We start from the raw sequence: 24,363 nt of genomic DNA, 5'->3' as shown, positions 1-24,363 counted from the left end.
CATCGCGTGCGCGCCCGCTGGGCATCGGGCCGGGGTGTCCACCACAGCGAGACTCTCGGCTTCTGGCGGGCGGATCACCTAGTCTCCGACGTGTGAGCACCGACAACACGCAGCAAGACGTCCGCCGCGGCCTGGCCCGGCACGACGTCCCCGAAGCCCTGCGTACCGACGTCCGACTGCTCGGCGGCCTGCTGGGCAAGGTCCTGCGCGAGGCGGGCGGCGAGGAGCTGCTGGCCGACGTCGAGCGCCTGCGCGAGCTCGCCATCGGCGCGCACGACCCGAACGGCGCGGAGGCGTTCGCGCAGGCCGAGGCGCTCGTCGAGAGCTTCTCGGCCGAGCGGGCCGAGCAGGTCGCGCGCGCGTTCACCTGCTACTTCCACCTCGCGAACCTCGCGGAGGAGTACCACCGCGTGCGCATCCTGCGCGAGCGCGAGTCGGTCCTGGCCCCGCACGAGCTGGCTCCCGACGACTCGCTGCCGGCTGCGGTCGTGGAGCTGGCCAAGGAGATCGGGCTCGACGCCGCGATCGAGCGGCTGCAGGCCCTCGAGTTCCGCCCCGTCGTGACGGCGCACCCGACCGAGGCCCGCCGCCGCGCGGTCGCGAACGCGATCCGGCGCATCTCGGAGCTGATCGTCGAGCGCGATTCGCTGCACGTCGGCGGCACGTCGCTCGCGGAGAACGAGCGCCGGCTGCTCGCGGAGATCGACGCGCTGTGGCGCACCTCCCCGCTGCGCGCGACGAAGCCGACCGTGCTCGACGAGGTCCGCACGGTCATGGCGGTGTTCGACGCGACGTTCTTCACGGTGTTCCCGTCGGTGTACCGCCGGCTCGACGACTGGCTGCAGAGCGACCTCGCGGGCGTCAAGGCGCCCGTCGTGCGCCCGTTCGTGCGGCTGGGCTCGTGGATCGGGGGCGACCGCGACGGCAACCCGAACGTGACCGCCGACATCACGCGCACGGCGGCCGTGATCGCCTCCGAGCACGTCCTGTCAGCGCTCGAGGCCGCGGCGCGGGCCACCGGGAGCGCGCTGACGCACGACGGCTTCGGCACCCCGGCCTCGGCGGAGCTGCTCGGGCTCTGGCAGCGCCAGCGCGGCCTCTCCGAGCAGATCACGGCGCGGATCGCAGCGGACTCGCCGAACGAGCCGCATCGCCGCGCGCTGCTCGTCGTCGCCGAGCGCATCGCGGCGACCCGACGCCGGGACGCCGACCTCGCCTACCCGACCGCCGACCAGCTCGAGGCCGACCTGTTCGTGGTGCAGCGCTCGCTCATCGCGGCGGGCGCCCCCCGCGGCGCGTGGGGCGACCTCCAGCAACTCATCTGGCAGGTGCAGACGTTCGGCTTCCACCTCGCCGAGCTCGAGGTGCGCCAGCACTCCCAGGTGCACGCGGCCGCGCTCGCCGAGATCGCCGCCGCCGGGCTCGACGGCGAGCTGTCCGCCCAGACCGCCGAGGTGCTCGACACGTTCCGCGCGATCTCCTCGATCCAGCGCCGCCACGGCGTCGAGGCGGCCCGCCGGTACATCGTCTCGTTCACCCAGAAGCCGGAGCACATCGCCGCGGTGTACGAGCTCGCGGCGCTGCTGTTCCCGGACGTCGACCAGGCCCCCGTGATCGACGTCGTACCGCTGTTCGAGACCGCCGCCGACCTCGAGGCCAGCGTGGACATCCTCGAGGCGATGCTCGAGCTGGAGCCCGTGCGGCGCCGGCTCGAGAGCAACGGGCGCCGGATCGAGGTCATGCTCGGCTACTCCGACTCGTCCAAGGACGTCGGCCCCGTCGCCGCGACCCTCGCGCTCGACGTCGCCCAGAGCCGGATCACCGGCTGGGCGCGCGGGCACGGGCTGAGCCTGACGCTCTTCCACGGTCGCGGCGGCGCGCTCGGCCGCGGCGGCGGCCCCGCCAACCGCGCGCTGCTCGCGCAGCCGCCGGGTTCCGTGGACGGCCGGTTCAAGCTCACCGAGCAGGGCGAGGTCATCTTCGCCCGCTACGGGGACCCCGTGATCGCCGCGCGGCACATCGAGCAGGTGGCCGCGGCGACGCTGCTCGCGGGGTCGCCCTCGCTCGAGCGCAGCAACGCCGCCGCGACCGAGCGGTTTGCGGGGCTCGCCGGCGTGCTCGACGCCGCGTCGCGCGCCCGCTTCTTCGAGCTCGTGCGCGCCGACGGCTTCCCGCACTGGTTCGGCGAGGTGACCCCGTTGGAGGAGATCGGCCTGCTGCCGCTCGGCTCCCGCCCGGCGCGGCGAGGCCTCTCGGTCGAGTCGCTGGACGACCTCCGGGCGATCCCGTGGGTGTTCTCGTGGTCGCAGGCGCGCACGAACCTCGCGGGCTGGTTCGGGCTCGGCTCGGCGCTCGAGGCCGCCGGCGACCTCGCCGAGCTCCAGGCCGCGTACGCCGACTGGCCGCTGTTCGCGACGCTCATCGACAACGTCGAGATGTCGCTCGCCAAGACCGACGAGCGGATCGCGTCGCGCTACCTCGCGCTGGGCGACCGCGCCGACCTGGCCGAGCTGGTGCTCGCGGAGATGCGGTTGACGCGGCAGTGGGTGCTCGCGATCACCGCCAGCAACGGCGTGCTCTCGCGCCGGCGCGTGCTCGGCCGCGCCGTGCAGCTGCGCAGCCCCTACATCGACGCGCTCTCCCTGCTCCAGCTGCGTGCGCTCAAGCGGCTGCGCGCGGGCGTCGACCCGGACGAGGTCGAGGGCCTGCGCAGGCTCCTGCTGCTGAGCGTCAACGGCGTCGCGGCCGGGCTGCAGAACACCGGGTGAGCGCCGCGCGCACGAGCGCGGGGCTGCTGCTGTACCGGGTGCGCGGCGGCGTCGTCGAGGTGCTCATCGGGCACATGGGTGGGCCGTTCTGGGCGCGCAAGGACGCCCGCGCCTGGTCCATCCCGAAGGGCGAGCTCGCGCCCGACGAGGACCCGCACGCGGCCGCCGTGCGCGAGTTCACCGAGGAGATCGGCCAGCCGCCCCCGCCCGGGCCCGGCCCCGACCTCGCGCTCGGGACGGTGCGCCAGCGTTCGGGCAAGTCGGTGCTGGCCTGGGCGCGCGCGGGCGACTGCGACGTCACCCAGCTCTCGTCCAACACCTTCGACCTCGAGTGGCCGCCCCATTCCGGCCGGGTGCAGGCCTTCCCCGAGCTGGACCGCGCGCACTGGTGCCCGCTGCCGCAGGCGCGCGAGCTCGTCGTGGCGGGCCAGGTCGAGCTGCTGGACCGGCTCGCGGCGGCGCTCGCCGGGCCGGGCGCCCCGGTCGTCTAGCGCGCCCCACACCGGCCGCGGGCCCGACCCATCCGCAGGTGGGTCGGCTCCGAACGAGGGGGGACAGCACCCGACGAACGGCCGGAGGTCCCCATGAGCACGCTCGAGCTGGAACGTACCGCGACGCTGGACCGCACCGCGACGGACGCTGACGCGGTCGCGCAGCTGACGGCGCCGGAGTACCCGACGGAGCCGCTGACAGCCCGCGAGCTCCTCGTGCTGCGCTACCTGTCCAGCGACGCAACCCTCGCGGAGATCGCCGCGCGGCTGTTCGTCACCCGGAACACGGTCAAGACGCAGGTGCGCAGCGTCTACCGCAAGCTCGGGGTGTCGAGCCGCTCCGACGCGCTCGAGCGGGCGCACGGGGCTGGGCTGCGCTGAGGCGGACCAGGCGGCGGCCCCAGCGGACCACGCGAGCGGGAGCGGCGGCGCGGCTCAGGACACGCCGGCCGCGTGCAGCCCGACGCTGAGGGCGAACAGCACGACGGCGGCGAATGGCACGGCGCCGACGGCGACGACGCGCGAGGCGAGCAAGCGCTCCATCCGCGTGGGCGCAGCCTGCTCGGCGCCGACCGGCGACGTGATCGGGTCGCCGCTGCCGCTGCCAGCGCGCAGGCGCGCGAGCGCCCACGCCGTGCCTGCGGTGACGCTGACCGCGCCCAGCACGAGCAGCCAACCGGCGGAGACCGACCCTGCGGACGCATCGAGGAGCAGGAGCGCGGCGACGTTCGTCGCGGTGAACGCGACGAACCACGTCCCCAGGAGGACACCGCCCCGCCGCGGGCGCGTGATGAGCGCCCGCAGGATCGGGTCGGCGAACCCGATCAGGATCCCGCCGCTCGCGAGCGCGAGCAGCCCGCACACCAGGTGCCCGACGGTGACCTCGAATGGCGTCCCGGCCAGCCAGGAGTCGGTGCTCCAGGTCATGGCGAACATGCCGGCCAGCTGCACGGCCGTCGGGCCGAGCGAGGCGAGCAGTGCGCGGGGCGACGCGTCGTCGGCGACCGGCAGAGGCAGGCTGCGCGCGTACGCGACCGGATCGCCGAATGCCTCGTCGGCGCCCTCGCCGCTCTCGACGCAGTGCGAGTCGACTTCGCTGAGCGCCGCGCCGATCTGGTCGCCGCCCACGCCGAGCAGCCGCAGCTCGAGGAGGAGGCTCTCCGCCCAGTTCTCGTCGATGTGCGGGGCGAGCCGGCGCTCGAGGACGAAGCGCGCCGCGTGGCGACGATCGCTGCGGGATGCGCTCATGGTGCAACCTCCGTGGCTGGAATAGGGCTCGGGAACGTGGGGCTCGGATGGGGTCCCGGGTCCGGGAAGCCGGCGACGACGCCGCCGATCGTGTCGGTGAACCGGCCCCATTGGCCGGCGCTGCGACCCAGCTCGGCCCGACCGGCCGCGGTGAGCTCGTAGTACTTCCGGCCCGGCCCGCCCTCGCCCGCGCGCCACTGCGCGCGCACGAGCCCCGCGTTCTCGAGCCGGATCAGCAGCGGGTACAGCGTGCCGCCCTTCACGGCGCCGACGCCGCCGTCCGCGAGCCGGGTCGCGATCGCGTAGCCATACGTCGCTCCGTCGGCGAGCACCCGCAGGACGCACAGCTCGAGCACACCGCGCAGCCAGTCGCTGGGCCAGGGCGGCTCGGCGGGCGGCGGGTGCGGTTCGGACATGGCTAGACAGTAGGTCTACCTAGTCAGGCAGTCAATCTAGGCGCGCCGCAGCGGGCTACCCTCGATACGCACCCCCACCTCTCGAACTGGAGCCCCCGTGCCCGAGCGAATCGTTGTCATCACCGGCGCGAGCGACGGGATCGGGGCCGCCGCCGCCCGCCAGCTGAGCCGCGCGGGCGACCGGGTCGTGATCGTGGGCCGCAACCCCGCCAAGACGGCCGCCGTCGCGGCCGAGCTCGGCGCCGACTTCCTCGTCGCCGACTTCGCCCGACTCGAGCAGGTGCACGCCCTCGCCGCCACCCTGCGCGAGCGGTACCCCCGCATCGACGTCCTGGCCAACAACGCGGGCGGGATCATGGGGGCCCGCGCCGACACCGTGGACGGCCACGAGCTGACGTTCCAGGTCAACCACCTCGCGCCGTTCCTGCTGACAACGCTGCTCATCGACCGGCTCGTCGCGAGCGAAGCGCGGGTCATCACGACCTCGAGCACCGGCAACAAGCTGTTCGGCAACCTCAAGATCGACGACCTCGACGCGCGCTCGGCCTACTCGCCCAACTCCGCCTACGGCAACGCGAAGCTCGCCAACATCCTGTTCACCCGCGAGCTCGACCGCCGCTACGGCGCACGTGGCATCTCGGCCGCCTCGTTCCACCCGGGCGTCGTCGCGACCAGCTTCGCGGCCGGCTCGACCAGCCCGATGCGCTTCCTGTACCGCACGTTCCTCAAGCGCACCCTGCTGTCCCCGGACCGTGGCGCCGACACCCTCGTCTGGCTCGCCACCGCCGAGCCCGGCACCGACTGGGTGCGCGGCGAGTACTACGACCGGCGCAAGGTCGCGGTCGCCAACAAGCAGTCCTACGACGCCGAGCTCGCGACCCAGCTGTGGGAGCGCAGCGCCGCGATGGTCGAACGCGACGGCTTCCCCGTCCCGCGCTGACGCCGCGGTGTCCCGCGCTGACGCCACCCGAGCCACGCGCCGACGGGCGGGCGGGGCGCACCTGGGGGATCCTTGCCGTGGACGACGCCGGGACGTCGCCCGCGACACCGACAGGGAGTGCAACCGTGGGGACAGACTCAGCGCTCGACGCGATGCGGCACGCGCCGTCGATCCTCGCAGGGATCCGCGCGGCCGACGCCCTCGCGGTCGCGGCGACGCACGACGGCGGGGCGCGCGCCGTCCGGCTGCTGGTCGACGCGACGCGGGACCCGGACGACCAGCTCGTGGCGATCGGCGCGGTGCACGCGCTCGCCCAGGTCGTGGACCCGGCCGCCGACGACGCGCTCGTCGCCCTGCTCCGCGACCGGGGCTTCCTCGCCGAGCACGCCGCCTGGGCCCTCGGCGCGCGCCGGCCGCAGGTCGCCGCCGTCTCCGGTCTCGTGCGGATGGCGGTCGGGGGCGGGTTCGGCGGCATGCTCGCGCAGCGCACGCTCGAACAGTGGGCGCCGCTGACGCCCGACCACCTCGTCCTCGCGCTCGAGGGCGCCCTGCTCGGCGTTGCCGAGCCGGCGGCCCGGGCCCGCCTCGTCGAGACCCTCGGCCTCGTCCCGGGCCGGCTCGCGGAGCAGCTCCTGCGGCGGGTGGCCGACGACGACGACGAGGGCCGGGGCGCCCGCATCGCGGCGGTCGCGGCGCTCGGCGACCGCAGCCCGAGCGACGCGACCCTCGCGCTGCTGACCGCGAGCGCGCAGGGCGGCGACGAGCTCGCCGACGCCGCGCGGCTCGCGCTCTTCGACCTCACCGCCCGCCCGCGCCTGCGCGCCCCCTGGAGCCGCGGCGCGACCGTCGCCCAGCTGTTCCTGCCGGCGGACCTCGACCGCGAGCTCGCCCACGTCGGCGCCGGCGACAACGGGGGCATCGCCACGCTGCTCGTGCGCCTCGGCGACGCCCTCGTCGCGACGGACGAGGTCGAACGGGTCGTGACCATCTCCCGGGGCCGGCACGACGGCACGCTCGCCGGGCTGCTCGAGGTGGGGTCGACCCTGCCGGGGCACGCCTTCGCGACGGTGCCCTTCGTCGGGCCGGCGCCCACGGCGGCCGACGCGTGGCCGCAGCGGGTCGCGGCCCAGCGCGGGCTGCGCCGGGTCCTGCGCGCCGCCGGACCGGTCGACGCGATCCACCTGCGGATGGCCGACGTCGGGTCGCTCGCGGCCGCGGCCGTCGCCCGTGAGCTCGAGCTCCCGGTCGTGTTCACCGTGGCGCCCGACCCGCACGTCGCGCTGCAGGCGCTCGAGGACTCCGGCGCGCTGACGCGGGCCACGTTCGGGGGGGCCGACGCGGCCGAGCACTACTGGTTCAAGGTCCGGCTCGTCCAGCGCCTCGCGGCGGACGCCGCGCACCTCGTCCTGTTCCCGCGCCCGGACCTCGAGCGCGACCTGCGCACGCTCGTCGGCCTCGACCTCGAGGCCGCCCCGCGGCGGCACTCCGTCGTCGCCGAGGGCATCGACCTGGGCGTGATCGAGCGGGCCGGCCGCACCGTCGCCGCGCTGCCGGCGGCCGGAGACCTCGCGCTCGACTCCCTCGACGCGCTGCTGCGCACGCTGCCCGCCGAGCGCCGGACCCTGCCGCTCGCGGTCACGGTCGGCCGGCTGCATCGCGTCAAGGGCATGGCCGCGCTGGTGGCCGCGTGGGCGGCGGACCCGGACCTGCGAGACCGGTGCAACCTGCTCGTCGTCGGCGGCGACCTGGCCGACCCGTCGGAGCCCGAGCGCGGCGAGCTCGCCGCGATCGAGTCCGCCGTGCCGCTCGCCGGCGCGCCCGCGCGCGGCCTGCTGCTCGCGGGGCACCGGCCCAACTCCGAGGTCGCGAGCTGGCTCGCCGCCGCGCGGTACGGCCGCCCGGGGCTCGCCGCGCCGCACGGCGCGTACGTCTGCGCGAGCGTCAAGGAGGAGTTCGGGATCGCGCTGCTCGAGGCGCTGGCGGCAGGGCTCCCCGTCGTCGCGCCCGCCGGCGGCGGCCCCGCGACGTACGTCGCCGACGGCGTCACGGGCTTCCTCGTGAACACCACCGACGGCGCCGCCCTCGCCGCCGGGCTGCGCGACGCGCTGGCGCTCGCGGCGGGCCCGAGCGCGCAGGACGGCGCCGGTCTCGCGCTCGAGCTCGTCCGACGCCGTTTCACGATCGGAGCGATGGCGCGAGCGCTCGCGGCCGTCTACCGCGACGTGAGCGCGCACTCGCCGGCCGACCTGGCGCTGAGCCTGCGGTGACCCTGCTCATCATCAGCCCCGACTACGCCTCGCACCTGTTCCCCCTCGCGACGCTCGGCTCGGCGTGGCTCGACGCGGGCGAGCGCGTGGTGGTCGCGTCGGGCCCGGCGACCGCCGGGATCGTCACGGCGTTCGGGTTCGAGCGCGAGAACCTGCAGCTGGGCCGGGGGTCCAACCCGGGCGTGATCCGGGCCGACGAGCAGCCGCGCGGCGAGGACGACGCGCTGCGGGGGTTCTTCGCCGCGACCCGGCTCGGGATGGTCGAGACGCTGCGGTTCCAGGCGCAGGCGCGGGGCGCCGACCTGCTCTGGAACCCGGTCGGCACCGCGCGCGCGGTGCAGCGCGTCGTCGAGTCGGTGCGGCCCGACCACGTGATCGTCGACCACCTCGCGTTCAGCGCTCGGCTCGCGCTGGCGAGCGCCGGCGTCGCGCACGCCGACGTCGTGCTCGGTCACCCGACGGCGCTCACGGTCGGTTCCGAGGTGTACGGCTACCCGCCCGCGTGGCCGACCTGCTTCGAGCCCGACGGCGGCGACCTCGCTGCGCTCGCCTCGCTGTGCGCGGGCGTGCGGGACTCGTTCACCGCGCAGTGGAACGACGCGCTCGCGCTGCTCGACCCCGGCGCGCCCGCGAGCTCCGACGCCTTCGCCGAGAGCGGCGACCTGCTCCTGCTCAACTACCCGGGCGAGCTGCACGACGACGCGCGCACCCGCCTGCTGCCGCCGCACGCCTTCCTGGGCTCGGCCGTGCGCGGCGAGGCCCCGGACCCGCAGGTGCAGGCGTGGCTCGCGGAGTCCGCCCAGCCCGTCGTGTACGTGAGCTTCGGGAGCTTCCTGTCGGTGCGGTCCGACGTGCTCGCGCGGGTGGCACACGCGCTGCGCGGGCTCGACGTCCGGGTCGCGGTCGCGCTCGGCGCGACGAGCCCCGACGAGCTCGGCCCGATCCCCGCGTCGTGGCTCGTGCGGAGCTTCCTGCCGCAGGTCACCCTGCTGGACCACGCGGCGCTCGCCGTCACGCACGCGGGCAACAACAGCGTGACCGAGGCGCTCACCGCGGGTGTGCCGATGCTGGCGCTGCCGTTCTCGACCGATCAGTTCGCCGGGGCGGCCGCGCTCGAGGCCGCGGGCTACGCCGTCGCGCTCGACCCGAATGCGGCGGGCGCGCCCGAAATCGAGGCTGCCGCGACCCGGCTGTTGTCCCTCGAACCCGAGGTCCGGCGTCGGCTCGCGGCGCTGAGCGCGTCCCTGCGCGCCGACCCCGGCCCGGCCCGCGCGCTCGGCACGATGGTCGCGGTGGCCTGACCGGCGCTGCCTGTACCGTGGCGGGCGAAGCCGTGTCGGCCCGCCGTGCCCTGACCACCGGTTGTGCCATCACCGACCTCGGGAGCCCCGCGTGCCCACCATTGTGCCCAGCCCGCCCGCTACAGCCAGCACCGAGCGGCTGCTGCACGATCCGCTGCTCGCCCGCGGCACCGCGTTCACGCCGGCCGAGCGCACCGCGCTGGGGCTGCACGGGCTGATCCCGCCGGCCGTTGAGGACCTGCAGCAGCAGGTCGACCGGGCCTACGTCTCGTTCCGCGCGCAGAACACCGACATCCGCCGGCACATCAACGTGCGCGCGCTGCAGGACAGCAACGAGGTCGTCTTCTACGAGCTCATCCGCCAGCACGTCGGCGAGCTCCTGCCGATCGTCTACACGCCGACGGTCGGCGAGGCGTGCGAACGGTTCAGCGCGATCTACCGCCGCCCGCGCGGGCTGTTCGTCTCCTACCTCCAGCGCGGGCACCTGCGCGAGGTGCTCCGCAACCGGCCGCGGCGCGACGTCGACGTCGTGGTCGTGACCGACGGTCAGCGCATCCTCGGCCTCGGCGACCAGGGCATCGGCGGGCTCGGCATCCCGATCGGCAAGCTCTCGCTCTACACGGCGCTGGGCGGGATCGACCCCGCGCGCACCCTGCCGATCGTGCTCGACGTCGGGACGGACAACGCCGACCGGCTCGCCGACCCGGCCTACCTCGGCTGGCGGCACCACCGCGTCGGCGGCGCCGACTACGACGCGTTCGTCGACGAGTTCGTCGAGGCGGTCCGCGCCGAGCTGCCCGACGTGCTGCTGCAGTGGGAGGACTTCGCGACCGAGCACGCGCTGCCGCTGCTCGAGCGGTACCGCGAGCGGCTGCTGACGTTCAACGACGACATCCAGGGCACCGCGGCGGTCGTGGTGGCGGCGCTCACGGCGGCGTGCGTGGCGACGTCGTCGGCGGTGCGCGACCAGCGGATCGTCATGGTCGGCGCCGGGTCCGCCGGCGTCGGGGTCTGCGAGCAGATCGTGCGGACGATGATCGCGCAGGGCGACACCGACGCGCAGGCCCGCGCCCGGATCCAGGTCGTCGACGCCGTCGGCCTGCTCACCGACGACCGCACCGACCTCAGCCCGGCCCAGCGGCGCCTCGCGCAGCCGGCGGCGGCGGTGCGCGCGTGGTGGCCGGCCGACGGCGCGCCCGACCTGCTCGCCGTCGTCCAGCACGCGCGTCCGACGGCGCTGCTAGGGCTGTCCACGGCGGCCGGCGCGTTCACCGAGGCCGTCGTCCGCGCGATGGCGGGGGCCGCGCGGCGGCCGATCATCATGCCGCTGTCCAACCCGACGAGCCACAGCGAGGCCGACCCGCAGGATCTCGCCGACTGGACCGGGGGTGCGGCGCTGGTCGCGACCGGTTCGCCGTTCCCACCGATGCGCACGGCTCGCGGCGAGGTCGCCGTCGCTCAGTGCAACAACATCTACGTCTTCCCGGCGATCGGCCTCGCCGCCGTCGCCATCGGCGCCCGCCGGATCACGGACCCGATGCTCACGGCCGCGGCCGATGCGATCGCGCGCAACGCGACGATCCACACCGACCCGCGCGGGGCGGTGCTGCCCGCGCTCGACCGGCTGGCCGACGTCGCGATCGACGTCGCGATCGCGGTCGCGACCGCGGCGATCGCGGACGGCTCGGCCGACCCGCGCTCGCCCGAGGACATCGAGCGCCTCGTCCGCGCCGCGCGCTGGCTCCCCGGCTACCCGCCCTTGACCTAGCCCCTGGCGGGCACGGCGCGGCGGGTAGTCCGGGGGCGTGGCGAGGGGCTAGCTCGTGAAGATGCTGGTGCCGCCCGGGCCGACGAGGAGGCCGACGACGATGAGCACGATGCCCCACAGGAGCTGCTTGCGGAGGATCGCGGCGACGCCGGCGATGACGAGGACGACCGCGAGGATCCACAGGAGCGTTGTCATGGGGGTGCCTTTGTTTGCCGGGGGAGTGCGCCCCTCCCGCGGACCAGGAGGGCCCAGGCAACGTAACCCGGTTCGGCCCGCTCCGCAGTCTGAGCCGCAGTCCCGCCCGCGCTAGGACCGGATGTCGTACCGGTGCATGCGCTTGCGGTCCTTGGTCGTCGCTGAGGCCTGCAGGGCCAGGAGCTCGGCGTAGATGCCGGTCGTCGCGGCGAGCTCCGCCGGGGTGCCGATCTCGTCGACGCGCCCGTCGCGCAGCGTGACGATGCGGTCGACGGCTGAGATCGTCGACAGGCGGTGGGCAATGATGAGCGTGGTCCGGTCGGTCATCAGGCGCTCGAGGCCCTCCTGCACGAGCCGCTCCGACTTCGAGTCGAGCGAGCTCGTGGCCTCGTCGAGGACGAGGACGGGCGCGTCCTTGAGGATCGCGCGCGCGACGGCGATGCGCTGCTTCTGCCCGCCGGAGAGCTTGAGCCCGCGCTCGCCGATCTGGGAGTCGTAGCCCCGGGCGAACCGGGAGATGAAGTCGTGCGCGTTCGCCGCCGTGGCCGCGGCGACGATCTCCTCGGTCGAGGCGCCCGGCAGGGCGTACGCGATGTTCTCGCGGATCGTGCCCGAGAACAGCGACGGGTCCTGGAACACGACGCCGACGTCGGCGCGGACGTCCTCGAGCGGGAGCCCGGCGACGTCCGTCCCGCCGATCCGGATAGTGCCGACGCTGGGCGCGTACAGGCGCAGCAGCAGGCTCACCAGGGTGGTCTTGCCGCCGCCGCTCTCGCCCACGAATGCGACGTGCTCGCCCGCGCGGATCGAGAAGGCGACCTCGCGCAGCACGTCCTCGCCGCCGGGGTACCCGAAGGACACCCCGTCGAACTCGATCGCGACCGGCGCGCGGCCGGCGCCCTCGGGCCGGTCGGCGGGCTCGGGCAGGCCGTCGGCCTCCGCGAGCTCGCCCATCACGGTGAAGTAGTCCCGGCTCCCGGCGATCGCGCGCTGCGAGGAGTCGACGAGGAAGCTCATCGAGAACACCGGCTGCCGGGCCATGTTCACGAGCTGGATGAGCAGCACCATCACGCCGATTGTGAAGACGCCCCGGACGGTCTGCGCGAACAGGATCGCGAAGACGCCGAAGAAGATGACGTTGAGCGCGGCGCGGCGCGAGGTGTCCATCGTGTGCCAGTAGCGCGACTGCGTGCGCGTGATCCGCACCGTCCGGTCGTAGCGGGCGGTGAACCCGCTGAGCTCGAGCCGCTCCTGGACGAAGCTCTTGACCACGCGGATCTGCCCGATGACCTCCGCGAAGCGCCCGCCCGCGACGTCGAACTCGTGGTTCTTCCTCGCCTCGAGCTCCTGCCACCGCGCGCTGGTGATCGTGGTCAGCCACATGAAGATCGGGTAGACGACCGCGAGCAGGAGCGCCATCGGCCACGAGTAGAAGGCCGTGATCGCGAGCACCGCCACCACGGTGAGCACCATCTGGAAGAACGAGTTCGCGAACATGTTCAGGAAGCTGGTGGTCTCGGTGATCGAGCGCGAGAGCCGGTTGATGACGGTCCCGGTGAGCTCGCCGTCGAAGTACCGCTGCGGGAGCGAGAGCAGCTTGGCGAAGTAGCGGCCCGACAGCGCCGCCCGGAGCTTGGCCGCCATCGTGTCGCCGAGGTACCCGCCGACGTTGGTGAGCAGCGTGTTCGTGAGGTCGGCGGCGAGCAGCGCGGCGGCCAACCAGACGACCGTCGAGATGCCGGTCGCCTCACCCTCCGTCGCGGCGACCACGTAGTCGGTCGCCGCCTTGATGATGAACGGCGTCAGCAGGCCGGTGACGGCGACCCCGAGCGAGCACGCGACGATTGCCGCGTAGTAGGGCCAGAGCTCCCTGACCGAGCCGAGGATCCGGAGAATGCTGCGCACGGGTGAGGGCTCCCTGAGGGTCGGGCGGGCGTGAGGCTGGTCGGGCGGCGGGCCGGACCGGCAGTCATCCTCGCGCAGTCGTGGCCGGGGCCGCTGTCGGGGGTGCGGTGAGCTGACGGAGCCCGGCGGCGCCGGTGGGGACCTCGGGCAGCCAGCCGATCACCGCGGGCGGGCGCGGGCTGGACGCGGCGATCTCGGCGAGCCAGCGGGACTCCTGGTCGGCGCGGGCGCGCAGCACGGGATGGGTCGTCGCCGTGGCCGCCAGGGACGAGTCGACCACCCAGGTGAAGGGCGCGAGCCCCGCGCGGGCGAGGTCTGCCTGGAGCGCCTGGGCCTCGTGCACGGGGGTGGCCTCCGCCAGTGCGACGAGCAGGATCCGGGTGTGCTCGGGGTCGCTGAGGGACCCGAAGAGCGTCGCGGCGGGGGCGTCGGCCCCCGACTGGCCCTGGCGGGCGAAGGCCGCGGACGACTGCAGCAGCAGGAGCGTGTGCCCGGTCGGCGCGGTGTCGATCACGACGTAGCGGCCCGCAGCGTCGGCGATCGTGCGCGCGAAGGCGTGGAACACCGCGACCTCCTCGGTGCACGGCGAGCGCAGGTCCTCGGCGAGCAGGTCCCGCGCCGCGGCGTCGAGGTGGCTGCCCGCCGTGGCCAGCACGTGCGCGGTGTGGCGGGCCGTCTCGGCGACCGGGTCGATCCGCGTGATCGTGAGGTTCGCGGGCGGATCGGGCAGCACGTCGTCGACGTGCGCCGCCGGGTCGGTCGTGGTGAGCGACACGGGGAGCCCGCGGTCGGCGAGCGCGAGGGCGATCGCGGCGGCGACGGTCGTCTTGCCGACCCCACCCTTGCCCATCGTCAGGACGAGGCCAGGCCCGGCCGCCGCGACGGCGTCGACGACGTCGCGCAGCGCCACCCCGGGGACGTCGCGCCCGGTGGTGGCGGGGGCAGTCGTGGCGGCCCCGGGCGCGCCGGTGACGGCGGCCAGCGGCGCACCCAGCGGCGCATCCGGGGGAGCGGGCGCGAGAGCAGCGCGCAGCCCGGCGACTCCCAGGGGGGCCCGGGCGAGCAGCGGGACCGTGTCGACGGACAGCACGTGGGCGAGCTCGGGGGCCAGCGCGGCCAGCGCGTCGGCCTCGCGGCCCGCGCGGGCGAGCGCGACGACGTCGGCGCTGGTGCCCGCGGCGAGCACGCCGTTGACGATCAGCCGCTGCTGGGTCATCGCGAGAGTGCGCAGCTCGTGGGCGGCGCGGGCCGCCTCCGCGAGGGCGGACGCCTCGGGGCGGGTCACCAGGATCATCGTCGTGACCGCCGGGTCCCGCAGCGTCGCGAGCGCGCCGGCGTAGGACTCCTGCGCCTGGCCGAGCGCGGAGACGGGCCCGACGCAGGTCACGCCCGCGGTGTTGGTCGCGAGGAACCCGGTCCAGGCGGCGGGCAGGGCGAGCAGGCGCAGAGTGTGCCCGGTCGGGGCGGTGTCGAAGACGACGTGGTCGTAGGTCGCCGCGACGGCCGGGTCGGTCAGCAGCGTCACGAACTCGTTGAACGCGGCGACCTCGACGGTGCAGGACCCGGACAGCTCCTCCTCGATCGACGCGACGGCGTCGGCGGGGAGCACTCCGCGGTAGGGGCCGACGACGCGCTCGCGGTAGTGCGCGGCCGCGGCCGCCGGGTCGATGTTGACGACGGCGAGGCTCACCACCCCCGGGACGGCGACCGGCGCGGAGCCGGTCACGTCGCCCATGGCGAACACCTCGGCGAGGTTGCTCGCGGGGTCGGTCGAGACGATCAGGACGCGGCGCCCCGCGTCGGCCAGCGCGATCGCCGTCGCGGCCGCGCACGAGGTCTTGCCGACGCCGCCCTTGCCGGTGAAGAACAGGTACCGGGTCGGATTGGCGAGCACGGCGGTCAGGATCTCGGGGCGGGCGACGGTGCCGGTCGACTCCGGGGCGCTCGTCATCTCAGCAGGACCCGCCGCCGCAGCACCCGCCGGCCATCGGCAGCGCGGACATCGCCGCGGGCAGCCCGGCCAGGGTCGTGACCGGGGCGACTCCCGCCCAGGCCGACAGCTGGTCGCGGGCGGGGTAGGCGCCCGTCGACTTCAGTGCGCCGTCCACGACGACGGCGGGCAGCGCCGCGGTGCCGACGGCGTCGAGCGCCGCCCGCACGAGCTCGTTCGCGACGAACTTGCCGGGCTCCTGCGCGAGCGTCGCGCGCTCGATCGCGACTCCCTGGGCCGCGAGCCAGTCGAGGTCGGCCGCGAACCGGGCCAGGACCGGGTCGACGTCCGTCCCGCACACCCCGGTCGTACAGCACATCGCCGGATCGAAGACCTCTACCGTGACCACGTCGCGCTCCCTAGATCGATGCATATCGATGTTCCGTCTCCATCATGCATCAGCACGGACTGATATCAAAGTTGGCTGATGTGTCTTACGCTATGGCCATGATCTCGGCCGTGACGATCCAGCCCGACCCCGCGACCCTGCCGGCGCTCGCGGCCCAGTTCGCCCTGCTCGCCGATCCGCTCCGGCTGCTGATCGTCGACTCGCTGGCGCGCGAGCAGCTCTGCACGTGCCACCTCGTCGAGCTCGCCGGGGCGAAGCAGACGACTATCAGCCATCACCTGCGCCTGCTGCGCGAGGCCGGGGTCGTGCTCGCCGAGTCCGAGGGCCGATTCACCTGGTACCGGCTCGCGCCGGGTGCGTTTGCTGCGGCGCTGACCGGGCTGCGGGGCATCGGCGGCGCGGCTGGCCAGACCCCGCGGCTGCGGCCCGCCTGCGCGACCTAGGCGAGGATCTCGCACGTATCTCGCGCGGCAAGCCCGGCCTCCTGACGGTGACACCCATCCGGAGGCCGGGAACGGCCGTGAGCACTCCGAGGTCACCGTGAGCACCATCGAACTGATCCGGCCGCCCGGTACGTCACTTCAAGGCGCGTCACTGCAGGAAGCACCGATGCGGGTCGCACCGCAGCCGAACCCCCGCCTCACGCGCCGGGAGGTCGTCGTCCTGACCCAGCTCCTGGACGGCGCGACGCTGGAGCAGATCGCCACGCGGCTGTTCGTGACCCGGAACACGGTCAAGTCGCAGGTGCGCAGCCTCTACCGCAAGATCGGCGTACAGACCCGCCTCGACGCGATCACCTGGGCGCTCGCGGCCGGCATCCACTGACCCGGCAGCTCGACTCAGGCGCGCATCGACACCGTGCTGGCCGTGATGGGCGCTGGCAGCGCGGTGCTCCCGGTGAGGTAGGCGTCGACCGCGGCGGCCGCCGCCCGGCCCTCGGCGATCGCCCAGACGATCAGCGACTGTCCGCGACCGGCGTCGCCCGCGACGAAGACGCCCGGCACGTCGGTCCCGAAGGTGTCCGTGCGCTCGATCGCGCCGCGGGGCGTCAGGGTCGCGCCGAACTGCGCGAGCAGCGGGCCCTGCTCCGGCCCGGTAAACCCCATCGCCAGGAGCACGAGCTGGGCGGGCAGCTCGCGCTCGGACCCCTCGATCGCGGTCGGGCGCCCGGCCACGAGCTCGATGTCGACCAGGCGCAGCGCGCGCACCCGACCGGCGTCGTCGGCGAGGAGCTCCTGCGTGCTGACCGCGTAGGTCCGCTCGACGCCCTCCTGGTGCGCGCTGGCGATCCGGTACAGCGTCGGGTAGGTCGGCCACGGCTGGCTGTCGGGTCGCTCCTGCGGCGGCTGCGGCATGATCTCGAGCTGCGTGACCGAGCGCGCGCCCTGGCGCACGGCGGTCCCGACGCAGTCCGCTCCGGTGTCGCCGCCGCCGATGACCACGACGTCCTTGCCGGTGGCGAGCTCCTGATCGGTGAGCACCTCGCCGGCGGCCACCCGGTTCGCCGGCGGGAGGTACTCCATCGCCTGCAGCACGCCGGCGCTGCCGCGGCCGGGGACGGGCAGATCGCGCGGCGTCGTCGACCCGACGGCGAGGATGACGGCGTCGTACCGGCGCCGCAGCTCGTCGCCGCTGATGTCGCGCCCGACATCGACGCCGGGGCGGAAGCGCGTGCCCTCGGCCTCCATCTGCGCGAGCCGGCGGTCGATGTGCCGCTTCTCCATCTTGAACTCGGGGATCCCGTACCGCAGCAGCCCGCCGATGCGGTCGGCGCGCTCGAACACGGCGACGGTGTGCCCGGCGCGGGTGAGCTGCTGCGCGGCGGCGAGGCCGGCCGGCCCGGAGCCCACGATGGCGACGGCCTTGTCCGTGAGCCACTGCGGGATCTGCGGGACCACGAGGCCGCGGGCGTACGCCTCGTCGATGATCGACGCCTCGACGTTCTTGATCGTGATCGGCGGCTGGTTGATGCCCAGCACGCAGCCCGCCTCGCACGGCGCCGGGCACAGCCGGCCCGTGAACTCCGGGAAGTTGTTCGTCGCGTGCAGCCGGTCGGCGGCGTCCGCCCACTGCCCGCGCCACACGAGGTCGTTCCACTCGGGCACGAGGTTGCCCAGGGGGCAGGCGCTGTGGCAGAACGGTACGCCGCAGTCCATGCAGCGGCCCGACTGGCGGTGCAGCGCGGCGAGGTCGTCGGCGTGGCCGGCGCGGTGGGCGTGCACCTCGCGCCAGTCGAGGATGCGCACCGCGACCGGGCGGTCGGTGAGCAGCTCGCGTTCGCGGGTCGTCAGGAAGCCACGCGGATCGGCCATCGGTCCCACCTCCGGGTCAGGGGCACATCAGTTCGGGCACAGCCAGCTCGGGCAGAGCCGTCCACCGAGTGGGGGCGCACACCTGCACGGAACGCTAGGCCCGTCGCGGCGCCCGATCGTGGATCGAACGTCCCGCCTCGGCCGTCGGCCGTCGGCCGTCGGCCGTCGGCCGTCGTCCATCGTCCATCGACGCCGTCACGCAGTCACGCCGTCGCGAGCAGGGCCGCGATCCTACGGGCCTCGATCCCGATCTCGCGGAGCATCCCAGCGGGCGATACGAACTGGCCGCAGAAGTACAGGCCCGCCAGGGCGGTCTGTCGGCCCGAGGCGAGGGGCACGCCGTCGTCGTCGCAGACCTCGCGCCACGGGGTGAGGAACTGCTCGAGCGCCGGTCGGTAGCCGGTGGCGAGCACGACCGCGTCGACGTCGAGCGCCGCGCCGTCGGTGAAGACGACGCCGCGTGGGGTGAACCGGGCTATCCCGGGGTGCACACCGATCCGGCCGGCCCGCAGGTGCGCCATGGTGCCGATGTCGAGGAGCGGGATGTGCCGGTCGCGCGCCATCTGCGTGTTCGGCCCGTAGGGCAGCTTGCGCAGGCCGACGTCGCGGACGTCACCGATCGTGAGGCGGACCAGCGGCGCGGCGAGCGCGTCCGAGACGGCCGGCGGCAGGTGCCGCAGGGCGATGCCGAGCTGGAGCACCGGAATCGTGCCGAACACGTCGCGGGGGATGACGTTGATGGGCGACCGGACGGACAGGTGCGGGTGCGCGCCGTGCTCGACGAGGTCGATCGCCTGCTCGCAGGCGGAGTTGCCGAAGCCGACGACGAGCACGGCGCGTCCCGCCCAGGCTGCCCCGCTGCGGTACTGGCTCGAGTGCAGGACCTGCCCGCCGAAGTCGTCCTGACCCGGCCAGCTCGGCCGCACCGGCTCGCGGTTCGCGCCGGTCGCGACGACGACGGCGCGCGCCCGGCGATCGCCGTCGGCCGTCGTCGCGACCCAGGCGCCGCCGGCGCGCTCGAGCCGGGTGACGCGTTGGCCGAAGAGGGGTGCCAGGCGGTGGTGCGCGCGATACCGCTCGAGGTACTCGACGACCTGGTCGCGGGACGGGTACCTCGGCCAGGAGGCCGGCATGCGCAACCCGGGCAGCGCGGAGATGGACTTCGGGGTGTGCAGGTGCAGCCGGTCGTAGTGACCGCGCCAGGCCGGGCCGACGGCGTCGGCGGCCTCGAGGATCTCGACCGAGCGACCCGACGTGCGCACGCAGGCGGCCGTGGCCAGGCCCGCGGCCGAGGCGCCGATGATGAGGGTGTCGACGTCGACGTCCGCGGTCATCGGCCCACGGTAGACGGCGGGCCGGTTACGCGGGGCGGTATCCGCCGATCATGCGGGGCGGTATCCGCCGATGACGACGTCGTCCAGGTGCTTCCAGTAGACGTCGATGCCGCGGTACCCCGCGGCGCGCAGGTAGTCCAGCTGCTGCGCGAGGGGGATCAGGTCGCGCTCGTGGTTCGCGCGCCGGGCGAGCTCCGCGGGGGTCCGGCGCGCCCGCGCGTCCGCGGCGAGCGGGTCCTCGCGGTCGGCGACCCGCACCCAGGTCGCGGACACTGCGGGGTCCGCCGAGCGGACGGAGTCGTAGTTGACGTACCAGCCGCCGGGGCGCAGGTGGTCGAAGATCTCGGCGAACAGCCCCTCCTTGCGCGCGTCCGGGAGGTGGTGCACGCTCATCGAGGTCACGACGGCGTCCAGCCCCGCGGGGATCGCCGCCGGCCAGGCTGGCGTCGACATGTCGAACTCGACGTAGCGGTACCGCCCCTCGAACGGCTGCATCTCCTGCGTGCCGACGGCGATCATCTCGGCGGAGAAGTCGGCGAGGACCGCGGTGCTCCGGGGATACTGCGCGAGGATCGCGCGCGCCGCGGAGCCCGTCCCCGCGCCCAGGTCCGCGAACGTGAACTCGTCCTGGGTGTCGAACGGCAGGAGCAGGCCCAGGAGCCGCCACTGCGCGGCGGACCTCTGCTCGCGTTCGGCGGTCTTGGTCGCGCGCTCGCGGACGTGCTGCGCGGACTTCCAGATGGCCTCGTTCGAGTCGGGCAGGGTCTCCATGGGCGCAGGCTATGCCCGCGCCGCGGTCCCGATGCGGGACCGCTGGGCCGGCTCAGCGATGCCGACCTGCTCAGGCGTTGGCGGGGTGCTCAGGCCTGGCCGAAGGCCGCGCCGAGGCGCGCGAGCCCCGCGTCGATCCGGTCCGGGGGCTGCGTCGTGAACGACAGGCGCAACGTGCGGCGGTCCGGCTCGGCCGGGAAGAACGGCGCGCCGGGCACGAACGCGACGTCGCGGGCGAGCGCCTGGGGCAGGAGCCGTTCGGTGTCGAAGCCGGCCGGCAGCCGGACCCACACGAACATGCCGCCGTCCGGATCGCTCCAGGTGCTGCCCGCCGGGAGCGCCGCCGGGAGGGCGGCGAGCATCGTGTCCCGCCGCACGCGGTACGCGTCGCACAGCGCGTGCACGTGGGCGTCGAGGTCGGTCGTCGCGAGCCAGCGCGCGGCTGCCGCCTGGTCGATCGTCGAGGTGTGCAGGTCGGCCGCCTGCTTGGCGACCACGAGCGCGGGCATGAGCTCCGCGGGCGCGCGCAGCCACCCCAGGCGAAGCCCGGGCGCGCCGATCTTGGAGAAGCTGCCGAGGTGCAGGGTCCGCCCCGCCGCGGCCGGCTCGGCCGCCAGCGCCGCGATCGCGTCCCCGCGGTAGCGCAGCTCGCCGTACGGGTCGTCCTCGATCACCCAGAGGTCGTGCGCGGCCGTGAGCTCGGCGACGAGCGCGCGGCGCGGCGCGCTGAGCGTCCGGCCCGTGGGGTTCGCGAACGTGGGCACCAGGTACAGCAGCGACGGCCGCTCCCGCTCGATCACCTCGGCGAGCGCTGCCGGGTCGAGGCCGTCGTCGTCGCCGGGGACCGCGACGATCCGCGCCCCGAGCAGCTGGAAGGCCTGGAGCGCGGCCAGGTAGGTCGGCTCCTCGACGGCGACGACGGCGCCCGGGTCGAGCAGCGCGGTCGCGACCAGGGCCAGCCCCTGCTGGGAGCCGGTGGTGACGAGCAGCTCGGCGGCCGTCGTCGGCAGCCCGCGGCGGGTCAGGCGCGCGGCGACGAGGGCGCGCAGGTCGGGGTCGCCCTCGGTCGGCGCGTACTGGAGCGCGCGCCTCGCGGAGGGGCCCGCCAGGACGTGGTCGAACGCCGCGCGCAGCCCCGCGACGTCGAACAGCTCGGGCGCCGGCAGGCCGCCGGCGAACGAGATCACCTCGGGCCGCGCGATCAGCGCGAGCAGGTCGCGCACCGGCGAGCTGGCCACGCCGCGCATCCGGGCGGCGAGGTGCGCGGTGGCGTGGGGCGTCGCGTGGGCTGTCGCGTGGGGAGTGGCGTTGGTGGTCGCGTTGACTGCGGCGGCGGGCGTCGTCATGGCAGATCCTCGGGTCGGGCACGTGGCGTGCTTGCGCGCGCGGTGGTTCCGCGTCGGCGGCACGGGGGTAAGGCCCTGGTCGAGGTGCGTGCCCGCAGGTTACCGCGCGACCCCCGCCAGGGCGGCGTCGACCGCGGCGAGCGCGTGCACGAGCGCGGAGTCGATCAGGGGCATCGCGGTATCGGCGGGCCCGACGAGCAGCCCGATCTCGGTGCAGCCGAGCACGACCGCCTGCGCGCCCCGGCCGGCGAGCCGGTCGATCACCTCGACGAAGGCGCGCCGGGACGCGGGCTCGAGGCGGCCGGTCGTCAGCTCGTCGAAGACCACCCGGTCGACGAGCGTGCGATCGTCGTCCCCGGGCACGAGCACCTCGATGCCCCAGCGCTCGCGCAGCCGGTCCCGGTAGAACGGCTCCTCCATGACCTGGCGGGCCCCGAGGAGGCCGATGCGGTCGGCTCCCAGCGCGCGGGCGCGCGCGCCCACCGCGTCGGCGATGTGCAGCAGCGGGACCCCGGCCGAGGCCTCGATCGAGGGTGCGACCTTGTGCATGAGATTGGTGCACAGCACCAGGACGTCCGCACCGGCGGCCTCGAGCCGCGCGGCGCCGGCCGCGAGCATCGCTCCCGCCTCGTCCCAGTCGCCCCGCAGCTGGAGCTCGCGCACCTGGCCGAAGTCCAGCGAGACGAGCACGACCTGCGCGCAGTGGTGCCCGCCGAGCCGCCGGCGCACCTCCTCGTTGATGACCCGGTAGTACGTGGCGGACGAGTCCCAGCTCATCCCGCCGAGGAGGCCGATGGTCTGCATGGCGGCGGTCGGGGTGCTGGCCTGCGTGGCGGTGGTCTGCATGCGTGCCATCGTCGTCCGTCGGGACCGCCACCGGAAGACCGTTCTCCTACGCCGCGCCCCAAGCCATACTTGGGTCATGGACGCCAAGCGCCTACTCATCTTTGGCACGGTCGTCCGCGCCGGCTCCCTCGCCGCCGCGGCGCGCGAGCTCGGCTGGACCCAGCCCGCCGTCAGCCAGCACGTCCGCGCGCTCGAGCGCGAGCTCCGGGTGCCGCTGATCGTGCGCAGCGCGCACGGCGCGGTCGCGACCGAGGCCGGGCTCGTGGTGCTCGAGCACGCCAACGCCGTCGCCGCGCGCCTGCGCGCGGCCGATGCCGAGGTGGCCGCGATCGCGGACAGCCTGGCCGGAAGCGTCCGGCTGGCGACCTTCCCGACGGCGGGCGCGACGCTCGTGCCCGCCGCGATGCAGGTGATGACCGGCCGGACCCCGGGGCTCGAGGTACGGCTCACGGACGCCGAGCCGGCGCAGGCGCTTGCGCTGCTCGAGCTCGGCCAGGTCGACGCCGCGCTCGTGTTTCGCTACGACGACGAGCCCGCGCGGCCGGGCGGCGCGGCCGGGTCGCTAGTCGAGCATCCGCTCGGTGACGAGGCCATCCGGCTCGTGCTCCCGGCTGGCCATCGGCTCGCCGGGCGCACGAGCATCCAGCTCGCGGACCTCGCCGACGAGCGGTGGGTCGGTGGCTGCGTGCAGTGCAGCGAGCACCTCCTGCGCGTGTGTGCGCGTGCGGGGTTCACGCCCGACGTGCGGCACAGCACCGACGACTACGTGATCGTGCAGTCGCTGGTGGCGCAGGGCCTCGCGGTCGCGTTGCTGCCTGAGCTCGCGCTGCGCAGCGTCCTTAACCCCGGGGTCGAGGTGCGCGACGTCGTCGGCGCGGGCTCCCGACGGCTCGCGGTGACCCATCATGCCGACGCGGCCGGGACGCCCGCGCTGCGTGGGCTGCTCGCGGCGCTCGGCGTAGCGGGCCGATGAGCTGACTCGCCAGGGGTCAGTGCCAGAACTCGGCGAGCTGGCCCGCGAGGGCCCTGCCGTGGTCGTAGCCGGCTCGAGCGGCAGGCGGACGCAGCGAGGCATCCATCGCATTGGCGCCGAACAGGTGCTCGGAGGTGCTGTCGGGGACGATCGTCTCGACTCTGCTGCCGCCTGCGCGCAGCTCGTCGACCTGGGTGGCGAGGTCCAGGCCCCAGGCCACCGGAGTCAGGGTTCTGCCGCCGAGCGGCGACAGCACCAGCACCCGCTCGTACCCGGCCGCCAGGTCGGCATTCTCGGCGTTGGAGCGGTAGCCGCCATCGATGTAGCGGTGGACGCCGATGGGGTAGGCGAAGCCGCCTCCGGCAGTGCTGGCGGCGACGGCGTCCGCCAGGTCGACTCCGCTGTGGCGGTCGAACACGACCGGTGCTCCGGTCTGGGCATCCACCGCCGTGATGAGCACGGCTCGTCGCGGCCAGCGGCGACGGGGCAGCCGCGCAGCGACGATGGAGCGCCACTGCGTCCCCCAGGAGTCGGCCGATGCCGGGTCCATGGCGAGCGCGGCGGCGCCGACTCTGCGGCGCAGGTCAGCAGGATCGTCGGCGGCGGCGATGATCGCGCGCAGCCGCTCCAGGTGGTCCGCCGTCGGCCGGATCGGAGGGCGCCCTCGGGCGGACCCGGCCGGATTGCTCCGTTGTTGGGGGGCTTCGGCGAGGATGGCGGTCAGCAGCTCAGACGGGGTCGCGCCAACGAGCTGGGCCGCGGTCGTCGCGCCGGCCGACGTCCCGATGGTCAGATCGGCGGTGGTCACATCCAGCCCAGCCTCGGACAGGCCCGCGATGACGCCGATCAGCCACGCATTGCCTGTCGACCCGCCGCCGCCGAACACCAACGCTCGGCCGCCCGGGATGCGCGCCCGCGCGGTCGCGTCGGAGGTCGTTGAGGTGACGTGCGGGGTTGGGGAAGGTGTCGCGGTCATGGGAGTCGCCTTTCGCGAATGCGATGGGGGCGCTCCCGGTAGCGACTAGCTCAGTCGCGCCGGCACGGACTGCGCAGGAGCACCCACTGTGGATACCGCGTTCATGGGTCTCACCTCCTGCCGACGGGGACACGATCCACGAGACGGTAGCGCGCCGGCGGCGTCCT

At 74.7% G+C, this 24,363-nt stretch carries 22 protein-coding genes; 10 read left to right on the top strand and 12 right to left on the bottom strand.

From position 1 onward, the window contains the following. Positions 1 to 92 precede the first annotated feature (92 nt). The 3 genes from J4E96_RS12620 (at position 93) to J4E96_RS12610 (ending at position 3,640) form a co-directional block, all read left to right on the top strand. Entirely contained in the window at positions 93 to 2,768 is a 2,676-nt protein-coding gene (locus J4E96_RS12620; RefSeq protein WP_227422452.1) for a phosphoenolpyruvate carboxylase, read from the top strand. Continuing rightward, complete coding sequence (locus J4E96_RS12615; RefSeq protein WP_227422451.1) at positions 2,765 to 3,259, top strand: NUDIX domain-containing protein; 495 nt, start codon at positions 2,765 to 2,767, stop codon at positions 3,257 to 3,259. The genes J4E96_RS12620 and J4E96_RS12615 overlap by 4 nt, the downstream gene beginning before the upstream one ends. 93 nt (positions 3,260 to 3,352) lie before the next feature. Beyond that, the gene (locus J4E96_RS12610; protein WP_227422450.1) at positions 3,353 to 3,640 is read left to right on the top strand and encodes a helix-turn-helix domain-containing protein; all 288 of its coding nucleotides are present in this window, start codon (positions 3,353 to 3,355) and stop codon (positions 3,638 to 3,640) included. A 54-nt stretch (positions 3,641 to 3,694) separates the two neighbouring features. On the opposite strand, the gene J4E96_RS12605 is transcribed toward J4E96_RS12610, so the two are convergent. Both J4E96_RS12605 and J4E96_RS12600 read right to left on the bottom strand, forming a co-directional pair. After that, positions 3,695 to 4,507, bottom strand: a complete 813-nt coding sequence (locus J4E96_RS12605; protein WP_227422449.1) for a hypothetical protein — start codon at positions 4,505 to 4,507, stop codon at positions 3,695 to 3,697. Next, positions 4,504 to 4,923 (bottom strand): PadR family transcriptional regulator, encoded by a 420-nt coding sequence (locus J4E96_RS12600; RefSeq protein ID WP_227422448.1) that lies wholly within the window; start codon positions 4,921 to 4,923, stop codon positions 4,504 to 4,506. Before J4E96_RS12600 ends, J4E96_RS12605 begins: the two co-directional genes overlap by 4 nt. A 97-nt stretch (positions 4,924 to 5,020) precedes the next feature. On the opposite strand from J4E96_RS12600, the gene J4E96_RS12595 reads away from it, so the two are divergent. From J4E96_RS12595 to J4E96_RS12580, 4 genes are all read left to right on the top strand, one after another. Next, positions 5,021 to 5,863: an SDR family NAD(P)-dependent oxidoreductase gene (locus J4E96_RS12595; RefSeq protein ID WP_227422447.1), complete on the top strand. Its 843-nt coding sequence runs from the start codon at positions 5,021 to 5,023 to the stop codon at positions 5,861 to 5,863. A 125-nt stretch (positions 5,864 to 5,988) separates the two neighbouring features. After that, entirely contained in the window at positions 5,989 to 8,130 is a 2,142-nt protein-coding gene (locus J4E96_RS12590; RefSeq protein WP_227422446.1) for a glycosyltransferase, read from the top strand. Continuing rightward, positions 8,127 to 9,431, top strand: a complete 1,305-nt coding sequence (locus J4E96_RS12585) for a nucleotide disphospho-sugar-binding domain-containing protein (protein ID WP_227422445.1) — start codon at positions 8,127 to 8,129, stop codon at positions 9,429 to 9,431. The genes J4E96_RS12590 and J4E96_RS12585 overlap by 4 nt, the downstream gene beginning before the upstream one ends. Before the next feature lie 91 nt (positions 9,432 to 9,522). After that, positions 9,523 to 11,199 (top strand): NAD-dependent malic enzyme, encoded by a 1,677-nt coding sequence (locus J4E96_RS12580; protein ID WP_227422444.1) that lies wholly within the window; start codon positions 9,523 to 9,525, stop codon positions 11,197 to 11,199. Between the two features lie 48 nt (positions 11,200 to 11,247). On the opposite strand, the gene J4E96_RS12575 is transcribed toward J4E96_RS12580, so the two are convergent. The 4 genes from J4E96_RS12575 to arsD form a co-directional block, all read right to left on the bottom strand. Beyond that, positions 11,248 to 11,394 carry a GPGG-motif small membrane protein gene (locus J4E96_RS12575; RefSeq protein WP_227422443.1) on the bottom strand — a complete coding sequence of 49 codons (147 nt, stop codon included), beginning with the start codon at positions 11,392 to 11,394 and terminating at the stop codon, positions 11,248 to 11,250. 111 nt (positions 11,395 to 11,505) lie between these two features. Next, positions 11,506 to 13,299, bottom strand: coding sequence for an ABC transporter ATP-binding protein (locus J4E96_RS12570; RefSeq protein ID WP_227422442.1), 1,794 nt, complete (start codon positions 13,297 to 13,299; stop codon positions 11,506 to 11,508). A 64-nt stretch (positions 13,300 to 13,363) separates the two neighbouring features. Next, positions 13,364 to 15,250 (bottom strand): arsenical pump-driving ATPase, encoded by a 1,887-nt coding sequence (arsA, locus tag J4E96_RS12565; RefSeq protein ID WP_227422441.1) that lies wholly within the window; start codon positions 15,248 to 15,250, stop codon positions 13,364 to 13,366. Position 15,251: 1 nt separating this feature from the next. Beyond that, positions 15,252 to 15,638, bottom strand: coding sequence for an arsenite efflux transporter metallochaperone ArsD (arsD, locus tag J4E96_RS12560; protein WP_227422440.1), 387 nt, complete (start codon positions 15,636 to 15,638; stop codon positions 15,252 to 15,254). Between the two features lie 98 nt (positions 15,639 to 15,736). On the opposite strand from arsD, the gene J4E96_RS12555 reads away from it, so the two are divergent. Further along, entirely contained in the window at positions 15,737 to 16,081 is a 345-nt protein-coding gene (locus J4E96_RS12555; RefSeq protein ID WP_227422439.1) for an ArsR/SmtB family transcription factor, read from the top strand. A gap of 166 nt (positions 16,082 to 16,247) precedes the next feature. Beyond that, a complete protein-coding gene (locus tag J4E96_RS12550) occupies positions 16,248 to 16,463 on the top strand; it encodes a helix-turn-helix domain-containing protein (protein WP_227422438.1) in 216 nt (71 codons plus the stop codon). A gap of 14 nt (positions 16,464 to 16,477) precedes the next feature. On the opposite strand, the gene J4E96_RS12545 is transcribed toward J4E96_RS12550, so the two are convergent. The 5 genes from J4E96_RS12545 to J4E96_RS12525 form a co-directional block, all read right to left on the bottom strand. Further along, positions 16,478 to 17,950 carry a glutamate synthase subunit beta gene (locus J4E96_RS12545; protein WP_227422437.1) on the bottom strand — a complete coding sequence of 491 codons (1,473 nt, stop codon included), beginning with the start codon at positions 17,948 to 17,950 and terminating at the stop codon, positions 16,478 to 16,480. Positions 17,951 to 18,153: 203 nt separating this feature from the next. Further along, entirely contained in the window at positions 18,154 to 19,284 is a 1,131-nt protein-coding gene (locus J4E96_RS12540) for a flavin-containing monooxygenase (protein ID WP_227422436.1), read from the bottom strand. A 48-nt stretch (positions 19,285 to 19,332) separates the two neighbouring features. Beyond that, positions 19,333 to 20,055, bottom strand: a complete 723-nt coding sequence (locus J4E96_RS12535; protein WP_227422435.1) for a class I SAM-dependent methyltransferase — start codon at positions 20,053 to 20,055, stop codon at positions 19,333 to 19,335. An 89-nt stretch (positions 20,056 to 20,144) separates the two neighbouring features. Beyond that, positions 20,145 to 21,401 (bottom strand): aminotransferase-like domain-containing protein, encoded by a 1,257-nt coding sequence (locus J4E96_RS12530; protein ID WP_227422434.1) that lies wholly within the window; start codon positions 21,399 to 21,401, stop codon positions 20,145 to 20,147. A gap of 99 nt (positions 21,402 to 21,500) precedes the next feature. Next, the gene (locus J4E96_RS12525) at positions 21,501 to 22,247 is read right to left on the bottom strand and encodes an aspartate/glutamate racemase family protein (RefSeq protein ID WP_227422433.1); all 747 of its coding nucleotides are present in this window, start codon (positions 22,245 to 22,247) and stop codon (positions 21,501 to 21,503) included. Between the two features lie 76 nt (positions 22,248 to 22,323). On the opposite strand from J4E96_RS12525, the gene J4E96_RS12520 reads away from it, so the two are divergent. Next, positions 22,324 to 23,220: a LysR family transcriptional regulator gene (locus tag J4E96_RS12520; protein WP_227422432.1), complete on the top strand. Its 897-nt coding sequence runs from the start codon at positions 22,324 to 22,326 to the stop codon at positions 23,218 to 23,220. Between the two features lie 16 nt (positions 23,221 to 23,236). On the opposite strand, the gene J4E96_RS12515 is transcribed toward J4E96_RS12520, so the two are convergent. Continuing rightward, the gene (locus J4E96_RS12515; protein ID WP_227422431.1) at positions 23,237 to 24,196 is read right to left on the bottom strand and encodes a patatin-like phospholipase family protein; all 960 of its coding nucleotides are present in this window, start codon (positions 24,194 to 24,196) and stop codon (positions 23,237 to 23,239) included. Positions 24,197 to 24,363: the final 167 nt, after the last annotated feature.

The organism is Pengzhenrongella sicca (genome assembly GCF_017569225.1).
Classification (GTDB): Bacteria; Actinomycetota; Actinomycetes; order Actinomycetales; family Cellulomonadaceae; genus Pengzhenrongella; species Pengzhenrongella sicca.
The sequence above is the reverse complement of the archived record's forward strand: the minus strand, read 5'-3'. Positions and strand labels throughout refer to the sequence as shown.

What these genes read in the sequence shown, in the direction of transcription:
- J4E96_RS12610 (WP_227422450.1), top strand. Translation starts at nt 3,353, where the DNA reads ATGAGCACGCTCGAGCTGGAACGTACCGCGACGCTGGACCGCACCGCG.
- J4E96_RS12535 (WP_227422435.1), bottom strand. Translation starts at nt 20,055, where the DNA reads ATGGAGACCCTGCCCGACTCGAACGAGGCCATCTGGAAGTCCGCGCAG.
- J4E96_RS12545 (WP_227422437.1), bottom strand. Translation starts at nt 17,950, where the DNA reads ATGGCCGATCCGCGTGGCTTCCTGACGACCCGCGAACGCGAGCTGCTC.
- J4E96_RS12515 (WP_227422431.1), bottom strand. Translation starts at nt 24,196, where the DNA reads ATGACCGCGACACCTTCCCCAACCCCGCACGTCACCTCAACGACCTCC.
- J4E96_RS12530 (WP_227422434.1), bottom strand. Translation starts at nt 21,401, where the DNA reads ATGACGACGCCCGCCGCCGCAGTCAACGCGACCACCAACGCCACTCCC.
- arsA (WP_227422441.1), bottom strand. Translation starts at nt 15,250, where the DNA reads ATGACGAGCGCCCCGGAGTCGACCGGCACCGTCGCCCGCCCCGAGATC.
- J4E96_RS12550 (WP_227422438.1), top strand. Translation starts at nt 16,248, where the DNA reads ATGCGGGTCGCACCGCAGCCGAACCCCCGCCTCACGCGCCGGGAGGTC.
- J4E96_RS12575 (WP_227422443.1), bottom strand. Translation starts at nt 11,394, where the DNA reads ATGACAACGCTCCTGTGGATCCTCGCGGTCGTCCTCGTCATCGCCGGC.
- J4E96_RS12600 (WP_227422448.1), bottom strand. Translation starts at nt 4,923, where the DNA reads ATGTCCGAACCGCACCCGCCGCCCGCCGAGCCGCCCTGGCCCAGCGAC.
- J4E96_RS12540 (WP_227422436.1), bottom strand. Translation starts at nt 19,284, where the DNA reads ATGACCGCGGACGTCGACGTCGACACCCTCATCATCGGCGCCTCGGCC.
- J4E96_RS12555 (WP_227422439.1), top strand. Translation starts at nt 15,737, where the DNA reads ATGATCTCGGCCGTGACGATCCAGCCCGACCCCGCGACCCTGCCGGCG.
- J4E96_RS12520 (WP_227422432.1), top strand. Translation starts at nt 22,324, where the DNA reads ATGGACGCCAAGCGCCTACTCATCTTTGGCACGGTCGTCCGCGCCGGC.
- J4E96_RS12525 (WP_227422433.1), bottom strand. Translation starts at nt 22,247, where the DNA reads ATGCAGACCACCGCCACGCAGGCCAGCACCCCGACCGCCGCCATGCAG.
- J4E96_RS12605 (WP_227422449.1), bottom strand. Translation starts at nt 4,507, where the DNA reads ATGAGCGCATCCCGCAGCGATCGTCGCCACGCGGCGCGCTTCGTCCTC.